This is a genomic window from Sphingobium phenoxybenzoativorans (assembly GCF_001757355.1).
Taxonomy (GTDB): Bacteria; Pseudomonadota; Alphaproteobacteria; order Sphingomonadales; family Sphingomonadaceae; genus Sphingobium; species Sphingobium phenoxybenzoativorans.
Map to the genome: position 1 here is coordinate 42510 of NZ_MINO01000001.1, position 19360 is coordinate 61869.

General features: G+C 62.9%; 22 protein-coding genes. 10 read left to right on the forward strand and 12 right to left on the reverse strand.

The window, feature by feature from the left end:
• Entirely contained in the window at positions 1–303 is a 303-nt protein-coding gene (locus BHQ40_RS00205) for an I78 family peptidase inhibitor (RefSeq protein WP_070150940.1), read from the reverse strand.
• Positions 300–1490 (reverse strand): ribonuclease D, encoded by a 1191-nt coding sequence (gene rnd, locus BHQ40_RS00210; RefSeq protein WP_070150943.1) that lies wholly within the window; start codon positions 1488–1490, stop codon positions 300–302. Before rnd ends, BHQ40_RS00205 begins: the two co-directional genes overlap by 4 nt.
• A 127-nt stretch (positions 1491–1617) precedes the next feature.
• Here rnd and aspS point away from each other — a divergent pair, with 127 nt between their 5' ends.
• Both aspS and BHQ40_RS00220 read left to right on the forward strand, forming a co-directional pair.
• Positions 1618–3399, forward strand: coding sequence for an aspartate--tRNA ligase (gene aspS / locus BHQ40_RS00215; RefSeq protein WP_070150945.1), 1782 nt, complete (start codon positions 1618–1620; stop codon positions 3397–3399).
• A gap of 142 nt (positions 3400–3541) precedes the next feature.
• Positions 3542–4327 (forward strand): polyphosphate kinase 2 family protein, encoded by a 786-nt coding sequence (locus BHQ40_RS00220; protein WP_070150948.1) that lies wholly within the window; start codon positions 3542–3544, stop codon positions 4325–4327.
• A gap of 18 nt (positions 4328–4345) precedes the next feature.
• On the opposite strand, the gene BHQ40_RS00225 is transcribed toward BHQ40_RS00220, so the two are convergent.
• From BHQ40_RS00225 to BHQ40_RS00255, 7 genes are all read right to left on the reverse strand, one after another.
• Entirely contained in the window at positions 4346–5206 is an 861-nt protein-coding gene (locus BHQ40_RS00225; RefSeq protein ID WP_070150950.1) for a hypothetical protein, read from the reverse strand.
• 75 nt (positions 5207–5281) lie between these two features.
• Positions 5282–5578 (reverse strand): hypothetical protein, encoded by a 297-nt coding sequence (locus BHQ40_RS00230; protein ID WP_070150952.1) that lies wholly within the window; start codon positions 5576–5578, stop codon positions 5282–5284.
• A 301-nt stretch (positions 5579–5879) separates the two neighbouring features.
• Entirely contained in the window at positions 5880–6518 is a 639-nt protein-coding gene (ispZ, locus tag BHQ40_RS00235) for a septation protein IspZ (protein ID WP_070150954.1), read from the reverse strand.
• A gap of 123 nt (positions 6519–6641) precedes the next feature.
• Complete coding sequence (gene ftsY / locus BHQ40_RS00240; protein WP_070150955.1) at positions 6642–7577, reverse strand: signal recognition particle-docking protein FtsY; 936 nt, start codon at positions 7575–7577, stop codon at positions 6642–6644.
• The gene (mtaB, locus tag BHQ40_RS00245; protein WP_070150957.1) at positions 7574–8884 is read right to left on the reverse strand and encodes a tRNA (N(6)-L-threonylcarbamoyladenosine(37)-C(2))-methylthiotransferase MtaB; all 1311 of its coding nucleotides are present in this window, start codon (positions 8882–8884) and stop codon (positions 7574–7576) included. The genes ftsY and mtaB overlap by 4 nt, the downstream gene beginning before the upstream one ends.
• A gap of 2 nt (positions 8885–8886) precedes the next feature.
• Positions 8887–9690 carry a diaminopimelate epimerase gene (gene dapF, locus BHQ40_RS00250; protein ID WP_070150959.1) on the reverse strand — a complete coding sequence of 268 codons (804 nt, stop codon included), beginning with the start codon at positions 9688–9690 and terminating at the stop codon, positions 8887–8889.
• A gap of 53 nt (positions 9691–9743) precedes the next feature.
• Positions 9744–11366 (reverse strand): putative bifunctional diguanylate cyclase/phosphodiesterase, encoded by a 1623-nt coding sequence (locus BHQ40_RS00255; RefSeq protein ID WP_070150961.1) that lies wholly within the window; start codon positions 11364–11366, stop codon positions 9744–9746.
• A gap of 284 nt (positions 11367–11650) precedes the next feature.
• On the opposite strand from BHQ40_RS00255, the gene ffh reads away from it, so the two are divergent.
• The 8 genes from ffh to rplS are packed head-to-tail and all read left to right on the forward strand — an operon-like array spanning position 11651 to position 16243.
• Positions 11651–13120: a signal recognition particle protein gene (gene ffh, locus BHQ40_RS00260; RefSeq protein WP_070151387.1), complete on the forward strand. Its 1470-nt coding sequence runs from the start codon at positions 11651–11653 to the stop codon at positions 13118–13120.
• Between the two features lie 45 nt (positions 13121–13165).
• Positions 13166–13678, forward strand: coding sequence for a 30S ribosomal protein S16 (gene rpsP / locus BHQ40_RS00265; protein ID WP_070150963.1), 513 nt, complete (start codon positions 13166–13168; stop codon positions 13676–13678).
• Between the two features lie 3 nt (positions 13679–13681).
• Positions 13682–14161 carry a ribosome maturation factor RimM gene (gene rimM, locus BHQ40_RS00270; protein ID WP_070150964.1) on the forward strand — a complete coding sequence of 160 codons (480 nt, stop codon included), beginning with the start codon at positions 13682–13684 and terminating at the stop codon, positions 14159–14161.
• A 30-nt stretch (positions 14162–14191) separates the two neighbouring features.
• A complete protein-coding gene (locus BHQ40_RS00275) occupies positions 14192–14479 on the forward strand; it encodes an AbrB/MazE/SpoVT family DNA-binding domain-containing protein (protein ID WP_070150966.1) in 288 nt (95 codons plus the stop codon).
• Positions 14480–14851 carry a type II toxin-antitoxin system VapC family toxin gene (locus tag BHQ40_RS00280; protein ID WP_070150968.1) on the forward strand — a complete coding sequence of 124 codons (372 nt, stop codon included), beginning with the start codon at positions 14480–14482 and terminating at the stop codon, positions 14849–14851.
• Entirely contained in the window at positions 14848–15135 is a 288-nt protein-coding gene (locus BHQ40_RS00285) for a hypothetical protein (protein WP_070150969.1), read from the forward strand. The genes BHQ40_RS00280 and BHQ40_RS00285 overlap by 4 nt, the downstream gene beginning before the upstream one ends.
• Complete coding sequence (trmD, locus tag BHQ40_RS00290) at positions 15132–15878, forward strand: tRNA (guanosine(37)-N1)-methyltransferase TrmD (RefSeq protein ID WP_070150971.1); 747 nt, start codon at positions 15132–15134, stop codon at positions 15876–15878. Before BHQ40_RS00285 ends, trmD begins: the two co-directional genes overlap by 4 nt.
• Positions 15875–16243 carry a 50S ribosomal protein L19 gene (rplS, locus tag BHQ40_RS00295; RefSeq protein WP_070150973.1) on the forward strand — a complete coding sequence of 123 codons (369 nt, stop codon included), beginning with the start codon at positions 15875–15877 and terminating at the stop codon, positions 16241–16243. The genes trmD and rplS overlap by 4 nt, the downstream gene beginning before the upstream one ends.
• A gap of 81 nt (positions 16244–16324) precedes the next feature.
• Here rplS and BHQ40_RS00300 read toward each other — a convergent pair whose 3' ends face one another.
• The 3 genes from BHQ40_RS00300 to BHQ40_RS00310 form a co-directional block, all read right to left on the reverse strand.
• Positions 16325–16996, reverse strand: coding sequence for an RBBP9/YdeN family alpha/beta hydrolase (locus BHQ40_RS00300; RefSeq protein ID WP_070150975.1), 672 nt, complete (start codon positions 16994–16996; stop codon positions 16325–16327).
• Between the two features lie 148 nt (positions 16997–17144).
• Complete coding sequence (locus BHQ40_RS00305; protein ID WP_070150977.1) at positions 17145–18323, reverse strand: aromatic ring-hydroxylating oxygenase subunit alpha; 1179 nt, start codon at positions 18321–18323, stop codon at positions 17145–17147.
• A 19-nt stretch (positions 18324–18342) separates the two neighbouring features.
• Positions 18343–19353, reverse strand: coding sequence for an NADP-dependent oxidoreductase (locus BHQ40_RS00310; protein ID WP_070151389.1), 1011 nt, complete (start codon positions 19351–19353; stop codon positions 18343–18345).
• Positions 19354–19360 lie beyond the last annotated feature (7 nt).

Here is a 19360-nt window from a genome sequence, read left to right on the forward strand (position 1 = left end):
TCATCCGCATCGCGCCGAAGTGATCGCCATCTTCTCGTCATAACTCACGGTCAGCCGGTCGGGCCGGAAATCCATCGTCATTGCGGTTCCGGGGCCGCCCCAGCGCAAGGTCTTTGCGCCGGAAACCTTCAGCATTTCCGCGCCCAGCTCCGCCGTCGCGATTTTGCCGGTAAAGGCTTCCAGCCCGTCATTCTTGCATTCGCCGCTGGCCGCAGGCAGCGCGGCCGGACCGCCATCGCCCGTGGTCGCACAGGCCGCCAGGGGCAGCATCGCCAGCGCCATGCCGATCGCCATCGCTCTCATGCTTTCGCCTCCGTTCCATCCACCGCCGTTCTGGTCATCCGCAACCGCCCGTTGCGCACCGCGAACGCCATGCGGCCTTCTACCAGATCGACGGCGTCCCGCCCAAATTGTTCGTAGCGCCAGCCCTCCAGGATCGGTAGATTGTCCCGCACGCCCGCCGCCAACGCATCCAGATCGTCGGATCGCGCCAGCAGCCGCGCCGCGACATTGATGTCCCGCGACCGGATTTTCAGCAACAGCTTGAGCAAATCCGCCACCAGCGCCCCATCCTTGCCCAGCGCGGGCTTTTTGGGGTCGCGCTCGGGCAACTCATCCTTGGACAGCGGCGCATGACCGGCCAAAGCCGCCATCATCCGTGCGCCGATATCATTGCCCCGCCACGCGGCGGACAGCCCCCGGACCTTGCCTAGATCGTCCTGCGACCGGGGCGGGTGGGACGCGATGTCCGCCAGCGTCTCATCCTTGACGATTCGCCCGCGCGGCAGATTCTTGTCCTGCGCCTCCTGCTCGCGCCACGCGGCCAGCGCCTTCAACCGGCCCAACACATCGGGCTTGCGGCTGGATATGCGCACGCGCTTCCACGCGTCGCCCGGCCGGTTGATGTAATTTTCCGGGTCGCTGATCCGCTCCATCTCCTGATCCAGCCAGTCGCCGCGACCCGTGCTGCGCAGCTTCTCCAGCATCACCGGGAACATCTGGATCAAATAGGTGACGTCGCCGATCGCATAATCGATCTGCCTTTTGTCCAGCGGCCGCCGCGCCCAGTCCGTAAAGCGCGCGCCCTTGTCCAGCGTGATGCCCAGCCATGCCTCGACCAGATTGCCGTATCCGATCTGCTCGCCAAGGCCGAGCGCCATCGCCGCGATCTGGGTGTCGAACATCGGGTGCGGCGTCTTGCCGGTCAGGTTGTGGACAATCTCTATGTCCTGCCCGCCGGCGTGAAAGACCTTGAGCACATCCTCATTCTCGACCAGCAGGTCGAGCAGCGGCCCCATGTCCAGCCCCGGCGCTTTCGGGTCGATGGCGGCGGCCTCATTGGCGTCGGCGACCTGCACCAGGCAAAGCTCCGGCCAGTAGCTGTTTTCGCGCATGAACTCCGTGTCCACGGCGATATAGGGGCTCTTGGCGATGCGGGCGCAGAATTCGGCGAGTGTCTTGCTGTCGGTAATCAGCGGATGAATTTGCATATGGACTTCGATCTTATTATGGGCTGGCCCGCTCCCCGGCGGGCTGGTCGTTGCAGACCCTGATGCCCATAACCCGCCAGCGGGGATTGTCCTATCCGTAAAATGCAGTTTGGAAGAACAGAACGCCATGCACGCCTATCGCACCCATAAATGCGCTGAACTGCGGACCGCCAATGTCGGTGAGACCGTCCGCGTCTCCGGCTGGGTGCATCGCAAGCGCGATCATGGCGATCTCGTATTCATCGACCTGCGCGATCATTATGGCATGGTGCAGATCGTGACGGAGGTGGACGGCCCCGTATTCAAGGTCATCGAATCCCTCCGCGCCGAAAGCGTCGTGACGATCACCGGCCGCGTCGTCGCCCGCGCGAAGGAGGCGGTGAACCCCAACCTTCCCACCGGCGAGATCGAAATCCGCGCCGACGACGCCGTGGTCCTTTCCGCCGCCGCCGACCTGCCGCTGCCGGTTGCGGGCGAGCAGGAATATCCGGAGGATATCCGCTTGCGCTATCGCTTCCTCGACCTGCGCAGGGAGACGCTGCACGCCAATATCGTCAAGCGCACGCAAATCATTTCCGACATGCGCCGCCGCATGGAGGGGCAGGGCTTCACCGAATATTCGACGCCGATCCTGACGGCCTCCTCGCCGGAGGGCGCGCGCGACTTCCTGGTGCCCAGCCGCATCCATCCGGGCAAATTCTACGCCCTGCCGCAGGCGCCCCAGCAATATAAGCAATTGCTGATGGTCGCTGGATTCGACCGTTATTTCCAGATCGCCCCCTGCTTCCGCGACGAGGACCCGCGCGCAGACCGCCTGCCGGGCGAATTCTACCAGCTCGACCTGGAAATGAGCTTCGTCACGCAGGAAGACGTCTGGAACACGATGGAGCCGGTCATCGCCCAGGTGTTCGAGGCGTTCGCCGACGGCAAGCCGGTGACGCCTGCGGGCAGCTTCCCGCGCATCCCCTATGCCGAGGCGCTGCTGAAATATGGCAGCGACAAGCCCGACCTGCGCAATCCGATCGAGATTGTTGATGTCACTGACCATTTCCACGGGAGCGGCTTCGGCATCTTCGCGAGCCTGGTGGAGAGCGGCAGTGTCATCCGCGCTATACCGGCCCCCGGCGCGGGCGCGGGCAGCCGCAAATTCTTCGACGACATGAACAATTGGGCGCGGGGCGAGGGCTATTCCGGCCTTGGCTACATCAACATCAAGGATGGCGTCCCCGGCGGCCCGATCGCCAAAAATCATGGCGAAGAGGCCACGGCGAAGCTGGTCGCGGCGCTCGGCCTCGGCCCCAATGACGGCGTGTTCTTCGCCGCCGGCAAGGAAGGGCAGGCCGCCAAGCTCGCCGGCCTTGCCCGCATCCGCGTCGGCGAGCAGCTCGACCTGATCGACAAGGACCGGTTCGATCTGTGCTGGATCGTCGATTTCCCCTTCTACGAATGGGATGAGGATGAGAAGAAGCTGGACTTCGCCCATAACCCCTTCTCGATGCCGCAGGGGGGCATGGACGCGCTGAACGGGACCGATCCTGTCGCCATCAAGGCGTTCCAATATGACATGGTCTGTAACGGCTTTGAGATCGCGTCAGGCTCCATCCGCAACCAGTCGCCGGAACTGATGGTGAAGGCGTTCGAGCTGGTCGGCCTCAGCAAGGCGGATGTGGAGGAGCGTTTCGGTGGCCTCTACCGCGCCTTCCAGTATGGCGCGCCGCCGCATGGCGGCATGGCCGCCGGCGTCGACCGCATCGTCATGCTGCTCTGCGGCGCGCAGAACCTGCGTGAAGTGACGCTGTTCCCGATGAATCAGCGCGCCGAGGACCTGCTGATGGGCGCGCCGTCCCCGGCCGAGCACAAGCAGCTTCGTGAACTGCACATGCGGGTCGTGGAGCCTTCGAAAGGTTAACCTGCCTTCACCGTTCGGGCTGAGCTTGTCGAAGCCCTGCACTTTCTTTGAAGTGAGAACAGCCCTTCGACAAGCTCAGGGCGAACGGTAAGTCGGGTGGGGGTCGCGAACCAAACACACGGACAATGGGGTGTCCAACGGTATGACCATCAAGCTTGAAGATTACGAACATGGCAAGAAATATCCCGGCGATTACGACGCCGATCTTGCCGCGCTTCAGGAACGTCTCGCCAAGGTCCAGGTCGCGCACATCATCCACAACAAGCGCAGCGTCATCTTGTTCGAGGGCTGGGACGCGGCGGGGAAGGGCGGCATCATCAAGCGGATGACCGCTGATTGGGACCCGCGCTATTATGACGTCTGGCCGATTTCCGCCCCGACCAAGGAGGAACTGGATCATCATTTCCTCTGGCGCTTCTGGACGAGGTTGCCCGCGGGGCAGGACATCGCCGTGTTCGACCGGAGCTGGTACGGCCGCGTTCTCGTCGAGCGCGTTGAGGGCTTCTGTTCGGAGAAGGAATGGAAGCGCGCCTATGACGAGATCAACGCGTTCGAGGCGCAGCAGATCGACGCGGGCACCAATCTGGTGAAGCTGTTCATCCATGTGACGCAGGAAGTGCAGGACAAGCAGCTTGCCGAACGCCTCGACACCCCGTGGAAGCGCTGGAAAACCGGCAAGGACGATTACCGCAACCGCGCCCGCCGGGAGGATTATCTCGACGCGCTCAAATCCATGTTCAAGAATACCGACACCCGCTGGGCGCCCTGGAAAGTGATTGACGGCAACCATCGCAAGGCCGCGCGGATAGAGGCGCTGACCTATGTCGCCGAAACGCTGGAAAAGCTTGTGCCGATGGATATGCCGGATGCCGACCCGGAGGTGGTGAAGCTCGCGCGGGAGGCTTTCGGTTACACGCCTCCGGCGTAGCTCAGGGCCAGGCGTAGCCTAGGGCTGAACCGAAGGAGCCGACGCTTCCTGCGCCGCGGGCGCGGCGGGATTGGCCCGGCTTACAAAGGGAAAGACGTGCAGGCGGGGGAACACATCCTCCATCGTCCTGGTGTCGGGCAGGATATAGACGACGCCGCCCTTCCGCCGGAAAAACGGCCGGACCTTCTGGGCATAGAATGTCGGCGGCACGTTTATGCATCCGAAGCTGATCCGGTTGTCGTCGGTTTCGGGCGAATAGAGCCGCTCCGCCCGCCGTTCCGCCTTGGTTCCCTTCACCAGCGGGTGGATAGCGACCGATGTGCTGTAATCGACCCAGAGCACTTTCACGCCCCCGGCGGCGACGCCATATTTGGCGATGAAGCGGCCCGCTGGCGTTGTTTTCTCCGCCGGGCCCAACGCCGCCAGCGTCTTGCCGCCAACGCCGGGCGACGCATCGTCGCCGACAGCGATGCCCAGCAATATGGCGGCGTCGCCCCGCATCTCGCCCTTCGCGTTGAACAGGTAGAGCCGGGCCGCATTCTTGTCGATGATGGCGTAGGGCAGGGGGCCGTTGTCTTTCGACTGGGCAACCCAGTCGGACACGCGAAGCACCGCGTCGGATGGCGCGACATCGGGTGTGAAAGGCTCAGCCTTCACGGCAGCCGGCGCTGCGGCAGCCTGCTTTTTCGGTGCGGCCTTCTTCGCGAGCGGTTTTTTCGCCGGAGCCTTATTCGTGGCCGTAGCCTTATTCGTGGCCGTAGCCTTTTTCGCAGCCGGCTTGGCTGCGGCGGCTGACGGCGCACGAACGCTGTTCGCCGCCTGCATGGAAACAGGCGTGAACAAGGCAAGTCCAAAAAGCGCCCACCGGGCAGAGATCATCGATTCACGAGTCCGAATGATCCCTTGACCGGTGGAAAGGACTTTTGATGTTTATCAGATTATTGGCCGATGGCATCAGTTGCGCGGTTTCCGCCTCTGCTGAAGCTGCTGCTCAACGCCGTCCACGCGGGAATTGAGCTGGTCCAGACGGGCCGAATTCTGCTGCGCCTGGCCGGATGCGGACTGCGCTTCGGCCAGAGCCTGCTTCGCCGTGGCGTCCGTGCCCTGCAGACGGGTGTCGAGCGCGTCGATGCGCTGGTTAACCGTGGCGATCTGCTCGTTCACATATCCCTTGGTTGCGCAGCCACTCAGTCCCACGGACCCGATGAGGATCACAGCGACCGGTGCGACTTTTTTGAGCGATAGGAACATTGAACTCTCCTTTTGTGTGATGAACCTGTGTGTGACCGGCAGTCTCAATCCCAGCAACGCGACCGTAACAATCCAATTTTGCCCAGCCGTGGCGGCTGTAAGACGGATGGAGAAGGGGACTTGGCAGGCGGGAAATCATCCACCCAGCACCCGTCGCCTGTGAAACAGGGACCCCACGCGCCTTGGGCGGATCAATCGTTCTGACAGCGAAAAGTTCCCGCTTTCGCGCGCCTGCCTTTGGGTAAATGATAGGGTATTGATATGGATGGGAAATGTTTCCGCTATCCGGGATTGGCTCTCATCACCCCTGCGGCGGCGCGGTGCCCCCGACCTCATCACTGTCCACCTTCTCACCGATATTCATGCCGTGCCGCATCAGCATCGGGATGTTGGACGCCGCGAATATGAAGGATATCGCCGTCACGCCCCATACTTTCAGCGACAGCCATGTATCGAAGCTCAGCGTCGCCCGCATCGCTTCATTCAGCGCCGCCATAAAGACGAAGAAAAAGGCCCAATTGCGCGACAGCTTCTTCCATCCCTCCTCGGACAATCCATCATAGGCCGCCTGCAGCAGATATTTCAGCAGCGGCTTGCCGCGCAGCAGCCCCGCAAACAGCATCAGCGCGAAGAAGCTGTAGATGATCGTCGGCTTGATCTGGATGAACCGCTCGTCATGGAAATAAATGGTGAGCGACCCGAAAAAGAGGACCAGGACCGCAGACAGCCACAGCATCGGCGAGACCCGGCCAAGCTTCCAGATCGACACGATCACGGCCAGCGCGATAGCCGCCATGAATGCGGCCGTGCCCATGATGACGCCCAGCATCTTGTAGGCGACGAAGAACACCAGCAAAGGCCCGAAATCGAGCGCGAGGCTCAGCGTGCCGGAGTGGGCGGGTTTTGATGTGGGCACTGAGGATGGGGGGGGATCAGTCATTGTCTTTCCGTTCGCCCTGAGCTTGTCGAAGGGCTGTCCTTTTCTTCAAGAAAGTGCAGGGCTTCGACAAGCTCAGCCCGAACGGAAGGAGGCGTCCATGTCCACGAGCGGGAATAACCGTCCTCACCGCGCATAGGCCGTCCCCGCTATCGCCTTCGCCATGTCGCCGGGATCGAAAGGCCGCAGGTCCTCGATCTTCTCGCCGACGCCGATGGCGTGGATGGGCAGGCGGTATTTCTCCGCCGCCGCCACCAATATGCCGCCACGCGCCGTGCCGTCCAGCTTGGTCATGACCAGGCCGGTGACCTTCGCCACGTCCTGGAACACCTCGATCTGGCTTAGCGCATTCTGGCCGGTTGTGGCGTCCAGCACCAGCACCACGTCATGCGGCGCGGCGGGATTGAGGCGGCCTAGCACACGCCGGATCTTGTCCAACTCGTCCATCAACTCGCGTTTGTTCTGCAGCCGCCCGGCCGTGTCGACGATCAGCACGTCGATGCCGGTCTCGGTCGCTTGGCGTACGGCCTCGAACACCACGCCCGCCGCGTCGCCGCCTTCCTTGCCCGATACGATCGGCACGCCCAGCCGCTCGGCCCATATCTTGAGCTGCCCGATGGCTGCCGCGCGGAACGTGTCGCCCGCCGCCAGCATCACGCCATAATCCTGCTCCAGGAACAGGTTGGCGAGCTTGGCGATCGTGGTTGTCTTGCCCGATCCGTTGACGCCGATCACCAGGATGACCTGCGGCCGGGGGAATGCCTCGATCTCCAGCTCCCGCGCAACCGGGGCCAGGACCTTCTCAATCTCCTCCGCGATGATCTCGCGCAGATATTCCTCGGTCAGTTCCTTGTTGAACCTGCCCTCGGCCAGCCGCTCGCGGATGCGCACGGCCATGGCGGGGCCAAGGTCGCTGACGATCAGCGCCTCCTCGATCTCGTCGAGCGTCTGGTCGTCGAGCGCCGCCTTGGTGAAAAGGCCGGTCAGATTGTCACCGAGCCGGTCCGACGTGCGTTTCAGGCCGCCGAACAGCCGTTCGCGCCAGGATGGTGTGGAACTCATGCCGCCTCTTGCGCGATCAGCACGCCATTCTCAAGCGCCACGATGGCCGCTTTGTGGATTTCGGCCGGGGGCAGGGGGGACCGGAAGCGCACCGGCGCGAAATTCTCCGCATGGCCGTTCAGCCCGTCGCGCTCCACCAGCACGCTCTGCGTCGACCCGATCAGGCTTTTCAGCCACGTATCGCGCCGCGCTTCGCAAGCAAGGCGCAACCTTTTCGCGCGCTCCTTGATGGCGGCATGCTCCACCTGCGGCATGCGTGCGGCGGGCGTTCCCGCGCGCGGGGAATAGGGGAAGATATGGCCGTGAACGATGTCGCATTCCTCGACCAGCTTCAGGCTGTTCTCGAACATCGCTTCTGTCTCGGTCGGGAAACCGGCGATGATGTCCGCGCCGATCGTCACCTCCGGCCGCTTCGCCTTGATCTTCTCGACGATGCGGATGGCGTCGGCGCGGCTGTGGCGGCGCTTCATCCGTTTCAGGATCATGTCGTCGCCCGACTGCAGTGACAGATGGAGGTGCGGCATCAGCCGCGGCTCGTTGCAGATCAGGTCGAAAAGCGTGTCGTCAATCTCAACACTGTCGATCGAGGAAAGGCGCAGCCGGGGCAGGTTGGGAACCTGTTGGAAAATCCGTTGGATAAGGGTGCCAAGTGTTTGATTTCCGGGTAAATCTGGGCCGTAGGATGTAACGTCCACGCCGGTCAGCACGATCTCGCGAAAACCCTGCGACACCATCGCATTCACCGTCGCATTCACGGCCCCCGCAGGCGCAGAGCGGCTGTTCCCCCGGCCGTAGGGAATGATGCAGAAAGTGCAGCGGTGATCACACCCATTCTGCACCTCCACAAAGGCCCGCGCATGTTCGGCAAAGGCGCTGGCAAGCTGCGGCGCCGTCTCCCGCACCGCCATGATGTCGGAGACTTTTACTTTCTCCGTCATCCCAGCGAAGGCTGGGATCTCAGGAGCCGGGGTGCTGCCGGCGGCATGAGATCCCAGCCTTCGCTGGGATGACAAATAATGTTCGGCCTCCATCTTCTCCCGGTTGCCGAGCACCTGCGTAACCTCCGGCATCGCGGCGAACATGGCGGGGTCGGTCTGCGCCGCGCACCCCGTCACCACGATCCGCGCGTCCGGCCTTGCCCGGTGCGTCCGCCGGATGGCCTGCCGCGTGCGCCGCACCGCCTCTGCCGTCACAGCGCAGCTATTGATGATGACCAGATCGTCCTGATCCTTGGCAAGCGTGCGTATCGCCTCGCTTTCCGCGATGTTGAGGCGGCAGCCCAGCGTGATGAGGTCCGGCCCGGCCACGCCTAGAACCGCTCCCAGTCGGCCTCGCCGTCAAAGACATGGGTGGCGGGACCGGTCATCAGGATCGATCCGCCCTGCGTCCAGTCGATGATCAGGTCGCCGCCCGGCAGCGATACCGTCACTGGCCCCTTGGCCAGCCCCCGGCGGATCGCCGCCCCGGCCGTCGCGCATGCGCCGGTGCCGCAGGCTCGCGTCAACCCGGCACCGCGCTCCCACACGATCAGGCGAATATGCGAGGGGGAAAGGATTTGCGCGAAATTGACGTTCACGCGCTCCGGGAAAAGCGGATCGGTCTCGACCATCGCGCCCAGCCGCGCCGCCTCATCCAACGTCATCGCACCGCCGAAAAAGATGACATGCGGATTGCCGATATTGACGGCGGAGGGCGCATCCAGATGCTCCCATCCGACCGGCATGGTCAGCGTGTCCATCGCATAGGCCAGCGGTATCCGGTCCCATTCGAAATGCGGCTGGCCCATATCGACCACCGCGCCGCCTTCCGCCAGCCGGGCGTTGAGCAATCCCGCCTTGGTCTCGATGAGCACATCCCGCCCAAGAAACAACGGGATACAGCGGGTGGCGTTGCCGCACGCCTCTACCTCGCTGCCGTCCGCATTGAATATCCGCATCCGCACGTCAGCCGCCTCTGAAGGCTCGATCAGGATGAGCTGGTCGCATCCGATACCGGCATGCCGGTCGGCGATCGCCTGCGCGCGGCCGGCGGACATGGGCAGGGGGGCTTCACGCGCGTCGATGACGACGAAGTCGTTGCCCAACCCATGCATCTTGGAAAAGCGGCCGTTCATGCCGCGCGATGTAGTGGTGCGCCGCCTTGCTGTCCACAGCGGCCGCGCTGTTTTCAGCGGCCGGGCGCTGCGGTTTTCGCCGTGCCCGCATCGTCAGGCAGCGGCAGGGCTTCTTCTTCCGCCGCCAGCATCTTGTGCGCGGCCAGCAGCGATCGCGCCGCCTCCACGGTCATCGGCTTGCCGAAATGCCAACCCTGTCCCTTGGCAAGGCCAAGCGAAAGCAGCCGCTGCTCGATATCCTTGCTCTCTATGCCCTCGGCGGTGACCGGCAGGCCAAGGCTGTCCCCCAGCCGGGTGATCGCCTGCACGATAGCGGCGCTCTCGGCATTGCCCATCATCGATGTGACGAAGCTGCGGTCGATCTTGATCCGGTCGAAGGGCAGGGCGCGCAGATGGGCGAGCGAACTGTACCCCGTACCGAAATCGTCGAGCGCCACGCGAATGCCCTGATTTTTCAGGCTCGCAATGATCGTCTGGGCCAGGCCAAGATTGTCGTAAAGCGAGGTTTCGGTAATCTCTATCTCCAACCTGCTCGGCGGGAAACCGGTCTCCGTCAGCAATTTCAGCAATTTCTGGCTCAGCCAGGGATCGCGGAGCTGCGAAGGAGAGATATTGACCGATAATGTGAGTGACGGGTCCCAGTCTCGCGCATCCGTAAAGGCGCGGCGCATCACCGCGAAGGACAGCGATCCGATCATGCCGGTTTCCTCGGCGATCGGAATGAAATCGTCCGGGGCGACAAGGCCCAGCGCGGGGCTTTCCCACCGGGCGAGCATTTCGAAGCCGAGCAGCTTACCGGTGTTCAGGTCCACCTGCTGCTCATAATAGGGAACGAACTCGCCCGCTGCGATGCCCTGCCGCATTCCCGCCTCAACAGCGTTCCGGCGGAAAAGCTCATCCTCCATTGTGCCGGAAAACCAGAAATGCCGGTTACGCCCTGCATTCTTGGCCGCATACATCGCAATGTCCGCCCGGCGCAGCAATGTGTCCATCGTATCGCCGTCGCGATCCGACCGGGCGATGCCAAGCGAAGTGCTCACGCTCAATTCGCCATTCTGGTGCGTAACCGGCTCCATGATCGCGTTGACCAGCGCGTCGGCCACACTCTCCATCTCGCCGGGTTCGCCCGGTTCGAAGGCGCAGGCGCAGGCGAACTCGTCACCCCCAAGTCGGGCGGAGATGGTTTCCGGCGGCACATGCGCGGTGATCCGTTCTGCAACCGCCTTCAGCATGGTGTCGCCCGCGGCATGGCCATGAATGTCGTTGACGGTCTTGAAATGGTCGAGGTCGAGCATCATCAGGGCGACGGCCTTGCCCTTTATCTGCATGCGGGCGATCAGCGCCGCGCCTTCTTCCTCGAACTTGCGGCGATTATAGAATCCGGTGAGCGGATCGGTGCCGGCCAGTTGCTGCGCCCGTTCTTCGGCTGCCGCGCGGTGCCGGACCTCGATCTTGAGGTCGCGATAGCGGCGATAACCGAACAGGATGAGCGCTACATTCAGCAGCAGGGCCGTCGTCAGAAGCTGCTCAACCCCGGCGCCCATGCCGGCCAGGCTCTTGATGACGTCGGAAATGGCGCTGCCGCCCGTCGACACGAACAGGATCGTGGCGGCCAGCACGATGCCGCCGGTCAGCACATCATTATGCGCAGTCAGGTAGGGGCGCTTTTCAGCCATTTTCCGGCACTGTCTTTCTTCGCTGCCCTGTCGAGCCTCCTTATCGCGAAGAAGGGTTGAAAAGCGGTAAACCCCATTTCATTCCGATATGCTTGCGCTGGAAAGGAGTCTGCTCTATGGGCGCGGGATCGTTGGCGGCCTGTTCGCTGATGTCCTGAATCATCCTTCGGGCCGCAATATGGTCCTCGGATAGGCGCTGGTTGGCGAGGTTTCGCCCACCGGCGCGTTTGTCGTTCAGGGAAAAGTTTGGATTTCTGCCGGGCTTCCGGCGTTTTGAGGTGCTGATGTTCGACTCTCTCAGCGATCGTCTGGGCGGCGTATTCGAAAAACTCCGGGGGCGCGGCGCGCTCACGGAGGATGATGTCCGCGCCGCGATGCGCGAGGTGCGTATCGCTCTGCTGGAGGCGGACGTTGCCCTGCCGGTCGTTCGCGACTTTGTCGACAAGGCGACGGAACAGGCGGTCGGTCACAACGTCCTGCGCTCGGTCACGCCGGGCCAGCAGGTCGTCAAGATCGTCAGCGACACGCTTACCGAGGTGCTGGGGTCGGAAACGTCCGAGCTTCTGATCGATGTCGCGCCGCCCGCCGTCATCATGATGGTCGGCCTGCAGGGTTCGGGCAAGACCACCAGCACGGCCAAGATCGCCAAGCGGCTTAAGGACAAGAGCCGCAAGAAGGTGCTGATGGCGTCGCTCGACGTGCAGCGTCCGGCTGCGCAGGAACAGCTTGCCGTCCTTGGTACGCAGACCGATGTCGCGACCCTGCCGATCGTGGCCGGCCAGCAGCCGGTCGACATCGCCCGCCGCGCGCTCCAGTCCGCGAAGCTGCAGGGTTTCGACGTCGTCATGCTCGACACCGCAGGCCGCCTGCATGTCGATCAGGCATTGATGGACGAGATGAAGGCGGTGGCGGAGATCGCCAATCCGCATGAAATCCTGCTCGTCGTCGACTCGCTGACCGGTCAGGATGCCGTCAACGTCGCCAAAAGCTTCACTGAGCAGGTGCCGCTGACCGGCGTTGTGCTTACCCGGATGGACGGCGATGCCCGCGGCGGTGCGGCGCTTTCCATGCGCGCTGTCACCGGCCAGCCGATCAAGTTTGCTGGCGTCGGTGAAAAGCTCGATGCGATCGAGCCGTTCCATCCCGGCCGTGTCGCCAACCGCATCCTTGGCATGGGCGACGTCGTCAGCCTGGTCGAGAAGGCGGCGGAAAGCATCGACGCCGAGGAAGCCGACAAGCTCGCCAAGAAAATGGCGAAGGGGCAGTTCGATCTCAACGACCTGCGGTCTCAACTGGCCCAGATGCGCCGGATGGGCGGCCTTGGCGCGCTGGCGGGCATGATCCCTGGCCTCAAGAAAGCGCAGGCGGCGATGGCGTCCAGCGGCGCCAATGACAAGACGCTGATCCATCTCGATGCGATGATCGGGTCGATGACGCCCAAGGAGCGGGAACGGCCCGCGCTCATTAACGCCAAGCGGAAAATCCGCATCGCCAAGGGGTCCGGCACCACGGTTCAGGAGGTCAACCGCCTCCTCAAGATGCACCAGGAAATGGAAACGGCGATGAAGAAGATCCGCAAGATGGGCGGATTGAAGGGGCTGGGCAAGCTTTTCGGAGGTGGCGGCATGGGCGGCCTTCTGGGCGGAGGCAGCGACATGGGCGCTGGTGGAATGGGCGGCGGCCTTCCGGGACTTCCCGGCGGCGGGGGCATGCCCAACCTGCCTCCGGGTTTTGAGAAATTCATGAAGAAATAGATTTCAACATATTGTATTGGTTTAAGAAAGGTAAGGTTAGGTTATATGGCAACTTCCATTCGTCTGTCGCGCGGCGGCTCCAAGAAGCGCCCTTATTACAAGATCGTCGTGACCGACAGCCGCTCGCCCCGCGACGGCAAGTTCATCGAGCGTATCGGCAGCTACAACCCGCTGCTCGCCAAGGGTGACGAGAAGCGCATCATTCTGGACGTCGAGCGCGCGAAGCATTGGATCGCCGTTGGCGCGCAGCCGACCGATCGCGTCGCCCGCTTCCTGGACGCCGCCGGAATCAAGGAGCGCGCCGCCCGCAACAACCCGAATAAGGCTGAGCCGGGTCAGAAGGCCAAGGATCGCGCCGAAGATCGCGCGACGAAGCTGGCCGAGGCGGAGGAGGCTGCAAAGGCCGCTGCCGCAGCTGAGGCGGAAGCTGCCGCTGCTCCGGCCGTTGAAGAAGCCGAGCCTGTAGCTGAGGAAGCTGCGCCTGAGGCCGCTGCCGAAGCGCCCGCCGAAGAAGCCGCGGCTGAAGAAGCGCCGGCTGACGAGAAGGCCGAGGGCTAAGCCTTGCGCGACGCTCCTGTCACGCTTGCCGCTATTATCGGCGCGCATGGCGTGGCGGGGGATGTCCGGCTCAAACTGTTCGGCGACGGCCCGGAAAGTCTGAAGCTCTACAAGAGTTTTGACATTCCGGGCGGTACGTTGACGCTGAAATCGATCCGTCCCGGTCCGAACGGCGCTGTGGCGCGTTTTGCCGAGGTCAAGGATCGCACGGCTGCCGAGGGGCTGCGCGGCGCGACGCTTACTGTCCCCCGCAGCGCCCTGCCGCCCCTGGCCGAGGGCGAATATTATCATGTCGACCTGATCGGTTTGCTCTGCGTTTCCAGCGAAGGCGAAGCGCTTGGCTCCATCGTCGCGGTCGAGAATTTCGGCGCGGGCGACATCATCGAGATCGAACGATCCGACAAGAAGCGGTTCATGGTTCCTATCAAGGCCGTGCAGCTTGGCGAGGGCCAAGCCGTCATTGACTCGCTATTTGTGGTTTAGTATATACATTGCGTATATACGGAGACGCGTATGAGCGAGGAATATAGGGCCAAGATTTTCAAGTCAGGCAACAGCCTGGCGTTGCGTTTGCCAAAGGCGCTCGGTCTTAACGAGGGGACCGAGATGATGGTGCGCGAGGATCATGGCAAATTCATCTTCGAGCCAGTCGACGCGCCCAGGCGCAAGATCGACGTCAGCAAATTCGCGGGGAAGGCTCCCTGGCTTAAGCCGCTGACGCGCGAGGAGCGCGAGCTGGACGATGACTCTCCGCGCATCTGGGATGATCCGGATTGGCGAGGATGGGCGGATAAGGCCTAAGTGCGCTATCTGCTCGACGCCAATGCTGTCATCTTTGCGTTGACGGGTCATCCGCGCGTGCTAGCGCGTTTCGCGGATTGCGATGAGGGCGATCTTGCCCTGTCGGCAATCGCTTTCGCGGAGGTTTCCTTGGGCATCGCGCGTGGCAAGCCACCTTCTCCGGATGTCATGGCCGGTTTTCTGGAGGAGGTGGCCGTCGTCCCATTCGATGAACAAGCTGCGCGCCGCTATGCTATGCTTCCCTTCCGGCGAGGCAATTTCGACCGGCTGATCGCCGCTCACGCCCTGTCGCTCGACCTGACCCTGGTCACGAACAACGAAGCCGATTTCGCCGATATCCCCGGCCTCCGAATAGAAAACTGGACCCGATGATGAGCCTTTCCGGCGTTATCCCTTGGCTCTATATGGCGGCCTTCATCATCATTGGCTGGCGGCTTTACGTCATCAGATGGCATGGCGGACTCAAGATCGTGTCCGGCGTCGCCATGGTCCTCGCGCCACCATTGCTGTTGGTGCTTCCAGCGCTACGCAACCCGGCTGGCAATTTCGCCGATCTGCTGATGGCCACGGGCATAGGCATGCTCGTCATGGGCGCGCTGTGCTTGCTGGGCGGAGCCGTTGCGGCGCATCTGCGTAACCGATCACGCCGAGCATGACCTTCGCCGCGCAAGTCCTGACGCTTTATCCGGAGATGTTTCCGGGGCCTCTGGGCGTATCGCTCGCCGGGCGCGCCTTGGCCGAGGGGAAATGGTCCTGCAACCCGATCCAGATCCGCGATTTCGCCACGGACAAGCATAAATCCGTCGATGACACGCCGGCGGGGGGCGGTGCGGGCATGGTGATGCGGGCGGACATCCTCGCCGCCGCCGTGGATCATGCGATGGCGGCCCAGCCGGGCGCACCGGTGTTCGCCATGACGCCAAGAGGGCGGCCGCTCACCCAGGCCCTTGTCCGCGACATTGTTGCTGGGCCGGGCGTCACGATCCTGTGCGGCCGCTTTGAAGGCATGGACGAGCGCCTGTTCGATGCGCGGCCTGTCGTTTCGGTGTCGATCGGCGACTATATTCTGTCGGGCGGAGAGACCGCGGCGATCGTACTGCTGGACGCTTGCATAAGGCTGCTTCCCGGTGTAATGGGCGCGCCTTCAAGTGGGGATGTGGAGAGCTTCGAAAGCGGCCTTCTCGAATATCCGCACTATACCCGGCCCAATCTTTGGGAAGGGCGCACGATCCCTGAAGTGTTGCGATCGGGGGATCATGCGAAAATCGCGGCATGGCGGCAACGTCAGGCGGAAGACGATACTCGGCTAAGGCGGCCGGACCTTTGGGAGCGTCACGGGGACGTTCGGGGACAGTCGCCCTCTGGTGCGCAACGGCAGAAGAAGGAAAAGAGGGAATGAACCTCATCCAGCAGATCGAGGCCGAGAACATCGCGGCTCTCGCCAAGGAAATCCCGGATTTTCGTCCCGGTGACACGCTTCGCGTCGGCGTGAAGGTCGTCGAAGGCGAGCGCAGCCGTGTCCAGAATTATGAGGGCGTATGCATCGCGCGCTCCAACAAGGGCATGGGCAGCAACTTCACCGTGCGCAAGATCAGCTTCGGCGAGGGCGTGGAGCGCGTGTTCCCCCTCTATTCGCCGAACATCGACAGCATCACTGTCGTCCGCAAGGGCGTCGTGCGTCGCGCCAAGCTCTATTATCTGCGCGGCCGCACCGGCAAGCGCGCACGTATCGCCGAGCGCCGCGACACCCGCAGCGAGGACTAAGTTTCAGCCTCAAAGGCTAGAAGCACGAAAAAGGGCGCCGGGAGCTGTTTCCGGCGCCCTTCTCGTTCGCTCTGGAGGGGGTCAGAGCGAAAGGTCGTATCCGCGGGGGGATAGGGCGGGGTGCGCCACGACATTGCTGGCTGCGCTGGCCGATCCGGCAGGCCGCCGCAGATCGTCGGCCGTGCTGAGCAGCCAGTTAAGTGCATGCTGGCCATGATCCCATTCGCCAAGATCAGCGTCCGCTCCGGCCGAGCCAATTTCGCCGCCGTCGATGCAATGGCTGCCCCAGAAGCTCGCCAGGCTCTTTGCGCCGGCATCGGTCATCAGCGGGTCGTTGCGGCTTGCGACGACTACGGACGGGAAGGGCAGCAGCAGTTTGGGCGCGGGACCGAACCCGACCATGCGCAAATCGGAACTGGCCGTATCCACGCTGGGCGGAGCAACCAGCAAAGCGCCGGCGACGGGATCGCCATAGAGCGGGCGCTCCAGCGCCGCCCACCAGGCAACAGCAAGGCATGACAGGCCCCGCGCCACCAGAATGACCGGCCCATCGGCCTGACGGATCGCTGCGCCCAGCGATGTCGCCCAAGCGTTGCGGTTTGGCGGATCGGTGCGGCCGAGATCGGCGGGAACGCAATGATCGCGTTCCGCGCTCCAGCGCGCAAGCCAGTCGCCGGGCTTGCCATGATCGGCATCAGCCAGCGTCAGGATGGTGGGATGGGAAGGTCGGGTGTCGAAACGGCGAGTCGTCATGGCGGCACTCCTTCTTCAAAAGATGGAATGCAATAATATGTCTAGTTTTGAAATAGACAATAGGGCGCGTCGATAAATGTGCGATTCTGCGTCCTGTCGAATGCGCCGGACGGTGAACGGTTTGAACTGGCTGGCCGAAGGGCCGCCGCTACAGGATAGGCGGCGTCTTGCCGGGGTCGTCGGATACGAAATAATCCACATATTTGTGGAAAAACTGGTTTCCGCGTTCATTCCGGCCAAAGGTGACGGAATTACGCGCGCCGGATTCCATGCCTTTCTGCACCTGCAGCCCGACGCCATAATCCTCGACATCCACGACATCGCGCAGCCAGTCCATCATGCCCTCGATCGCTTGGGCATCCTCCGCATCCTTGGGGCCATTGCGGCGAATGAAGATCAGATTGGTCATATTCTTGTCCGGCGTTGGCCCCGGGATCAGTTGGGCGACCTGCGTAATTTCAGGCGCGAAGAAGATGCTGACATTGGGAAATATGGTGCGGACGAAATCATAACCTTCATTCTCATGCTCGCCCCAGGTTTCGCGTGGCAAGGCGCCGAGTGCTTCCTTGATCCGCACCTGCGGATAGCCGACGCGCAAGTGCGGGCCATAGGCGGTGAAGCTCATGATGTTGCTGAAGGTGCGTGGGTGGATCGTCTCGGGATGCGCAGCGGCGAAGTGATAGCCTTCCAGATAGCCGTCATAGGCGATCTTCCAGTTCGCGCCGTAGATGCGCCGCGACCCGCAATAATGCCACTTGTCCAGCTCATAGGCCTCAAGATCATCGAGCATCCCGCCCAGATGCTTCTTGATGTCCATGTCTGCATCGGGGTCCAGGCTCACCCAGATGATGCCGCCGGCCTCCACGCAGGGAAGCGGAGTGAGATTGTAATTCTCCTTACATATCTCGCCGAACTTGCGCGGCTCGGCAACGCCGATCAGCTTGCCGTCATTGGCGAAGGTCCAGGCATGATAGGGGCAGGAGAAGCGCTTGGCGTTGCCATGACCTTCGGGCTTCAGGATCATGCCGCGATGGGAGCAGACATTATACATCGCCGTGACGCTGCCGTCGGTCCGGCGTGTGATCAGGATGGGTTTGCCCATCAGGTCCATCGCCTTGTAGTCGCCCGGATTGGGCATTTCGGCGGTGAGGGCGGCGAGCAGGGGCAACTTCAGGAATATCTCCGACATCTCCCGCGCGAAATAGGCGGCGTCGGTATAGGCGCTGGCCGGGACGTCCATCGTGCCATCGGCGCAATCGGTCGTGCCATTCTCGACGAATTCCAGCATCTTGGCGGCTTCGTCGCCGATCGTGTCGTGATAGCCCATCTCTCGCTCGCTCTCTTTTTTAGAGGCAGACCACTGTCTTGCCTGTCGTCCTGCCGCTCATCAGCCTGATCAGCGCATCCGGCGCGGCGTGCAGGCCCTGGCTGATATTCTCCAGCGGGCGCAATTCTCCCGCCGCTACCCATGCACCAATACGCTGCTGCGCCTCGCCCAGAAACTCCGGATGGTCATAGGTCAGGAAACCGCGCATCGTCGCTCGCTTGACCAGCAACTGCCACAGGTTGCGGATCGGATATTGCTCGTCGGCATTATTGTAATTGGCGATCATGCCGCACACCACGACCCGGCCATGCTGAGCCAGATGGGGCAGCACCGCGTCCAGTATCTCGCCGCCAACATTGTCGAAATAGACATCAATGCCCTCCGGCGCGGCGGCCGCCAGCTTCTCGTCCAGACCGCCCGGAGCCTTGTAGTCGACCACCGCATCGAAGCCGAGGTCGCGGCACAGCGCCGCTTTCTCCTCTGATCCGGTGATCGCGATCGTGCGGCAGCCGGTCAGGCGTGCGATCTGCCCGGCGACATTGCCGACCGCACCCGCCGCCGCGCTGATCGCCACCGTCTCGCCCGGCTTGATCGCGCCGATCGCGAATAATCCGACATAAGCGGTCAGGCCCGACGGCCCCAGCGTCCCCATATGCAGCGACAATTGCGACCGATCGCTGATGTCGCACTTCTCCAGACCCAGCGCGTCCGCGCCGAGCAGGCTATATTCCTCCCATCCGGCAAGCGCCCGCACCACGTCGCCCGGCGCATAGCCCTTTATCCGGCTTTCCACGACCTCGCCCAGCGCCATGCCGCGCACAACCTCGCCCAGCGCTACAGGCGGCAGATAGCTTGGCCTGTCGTCCAGGAAGCCGCGGATTGCCGCATCGATGGCGAACACCCGGTTGCGCACGAGCATCTCCCCTTCGCCAACCGCCGGCATGGGCGCGCGATCCTCCGCGAAATCGGCCTGCGTGGGCAACCCCGATGGCCTTCTCGCCAATATGATCCTGCGGTTGATGCTCTCCATGACGCTT

What these genes read in the sequence shown, in the direction of transcription:
- ffh (WP_070151387.1), top strand. Translation starts at nt 11,651, where the DNA reads ATGTTCGACTCTCTCAGCGATCGTCTGGGCGGCGTATTCGAAAAACTC.
- BHQ40_RS00230 (WP_070150952.1), bottom strand. Translation starts at nt 5,578, where the DNA reads ATGTTCCTATCGCTCAAAAAAGTCGCACCGGTCGCTGTGATCCTCATC.
- dapF (WP_070150959.1), bottom strand. Translation starts at nt 9,690, where the DNA reads ATGAACGGCCGCTTTTCCAAGATGCATGGGTTGGGCAACGACTTCGTC.
- BHQ40_RS00275 (WP_070150966.1), top strand. Translation starts at nt 14,192, where the DNA reads ATGAGCGAGGAATATAGGGCCAAGATTTTCAAGTCAGGCAACAGCCTG.
- aspS (WP_070150945.1), top strand. Translation starts at nt 1,618, where the DNA reads ATGCACGCCTATCGCACCCATAAATGCGCTGAACTGCGGACCGCCAAT.
- BHQ40_RS00300 (WP_070150975.1), bottom strand. Translation starts at nt 16,996, where the DNA reads ATGACGACTCGCCGTTTCGACACCCGACCTTCCCATCCCACCATCCTG.
- BHQ40_RS00285 (WP_070150969.1), top strand. Translation starts at nt 14,848, where the DNA reads ATGATGAGCCTTTCCGGCGTTATCCCTTGGCTCTATATGGCGGCCTTC.
- BHQ40_RS00205 (WP_070150940.1), bottom strand. Translation starts at nt 303, where the DNA reads ATGAGAGCGATGGCGATCGGCATGGCGCTGGCGATGCTGCCCCTGGCG.
- ftsY (WP_070150955.1), bottom strand. Translation starts at nt 7,577, where the DNA reads ATGAGTTCCACACCATCCTGGCGCGAACGGCTGTTCGGCGGCCTGAAA.
- BHQ40_RS00255 (WP_070150961.1), bottom strand. Translation starts at nt 11,366, where the DNA reads ATGGCTGAAAAGCGCCCCTACCTGACTGCGCATAATGATGTGCTGACC.
- trmD (WP_070150971.1), top strand. Translation starts at nt 15,132, where the DNA reads ATGACCTTCGCCGCGCAAGTCCTGACGCTTTATCCGGAGATGTTTCCG.
- BHQ40_RS00220 (WP_070150948.1), top strand. Translation starts at nt 3,542, where the DNA reads ATGACCATCAAGCTTGAAGATTACGAACATGGCAAGAAATATCCCGGC.
- BHQ40_RS00305 (WP_070150977.1), bottom strand. Translation starts at nt 18,323, where the DNA reads ATGGGCTATCACGACACGATCGGCGACGAAGCCGCCAAGATGCTGGAA.
- rnd (WP_070150943.1), bottom strand. Translation starts at nt 1,490, where the DNA reads ATGCAAATTCATCCGCTGATTACCGACAGCAAGACACTCGCCGAATTC.
- ispZ (WP_070150954.1), bottom strand. Translation starts at nt 6,518, where the DNA reads ATGACTGATCCCCCCCCATCCTCAGTGCCCACATCAAAACCCGCCCAC.
- rpsP (WP_070150963.1), top strand. Translation starts at nt 13,166, where the DNA reads ATGGCAACTTCCATTCGTCTGTCGCGCGGCGGCTCCAAGAAGCGCCCT.
- BHQ40_RS00225 (WP_070150950.1), bottom strand. Translation starts at nt 5,206, where the DNA reads ATGATCTCTGCCCGGTGGGCGCTTTTTGGACTTGCCTTGTTCACGCCT.
- BHQ40_RS00310 (WP_070151389.1), bottom strand. Translation starts at nt 19,353, where the DNA reads ATGGAGAGCATCAACCGCAGGATCATATTGGCGAGAAGGCCATCGGGG.
- rplS (WP_070150973.1), top strand. Translation starts at nt 15,875, where the DNA reads ATGAACCTCATCCAGCAGATCGAGGCCGAGAACATCGCGGCTCTCGCC.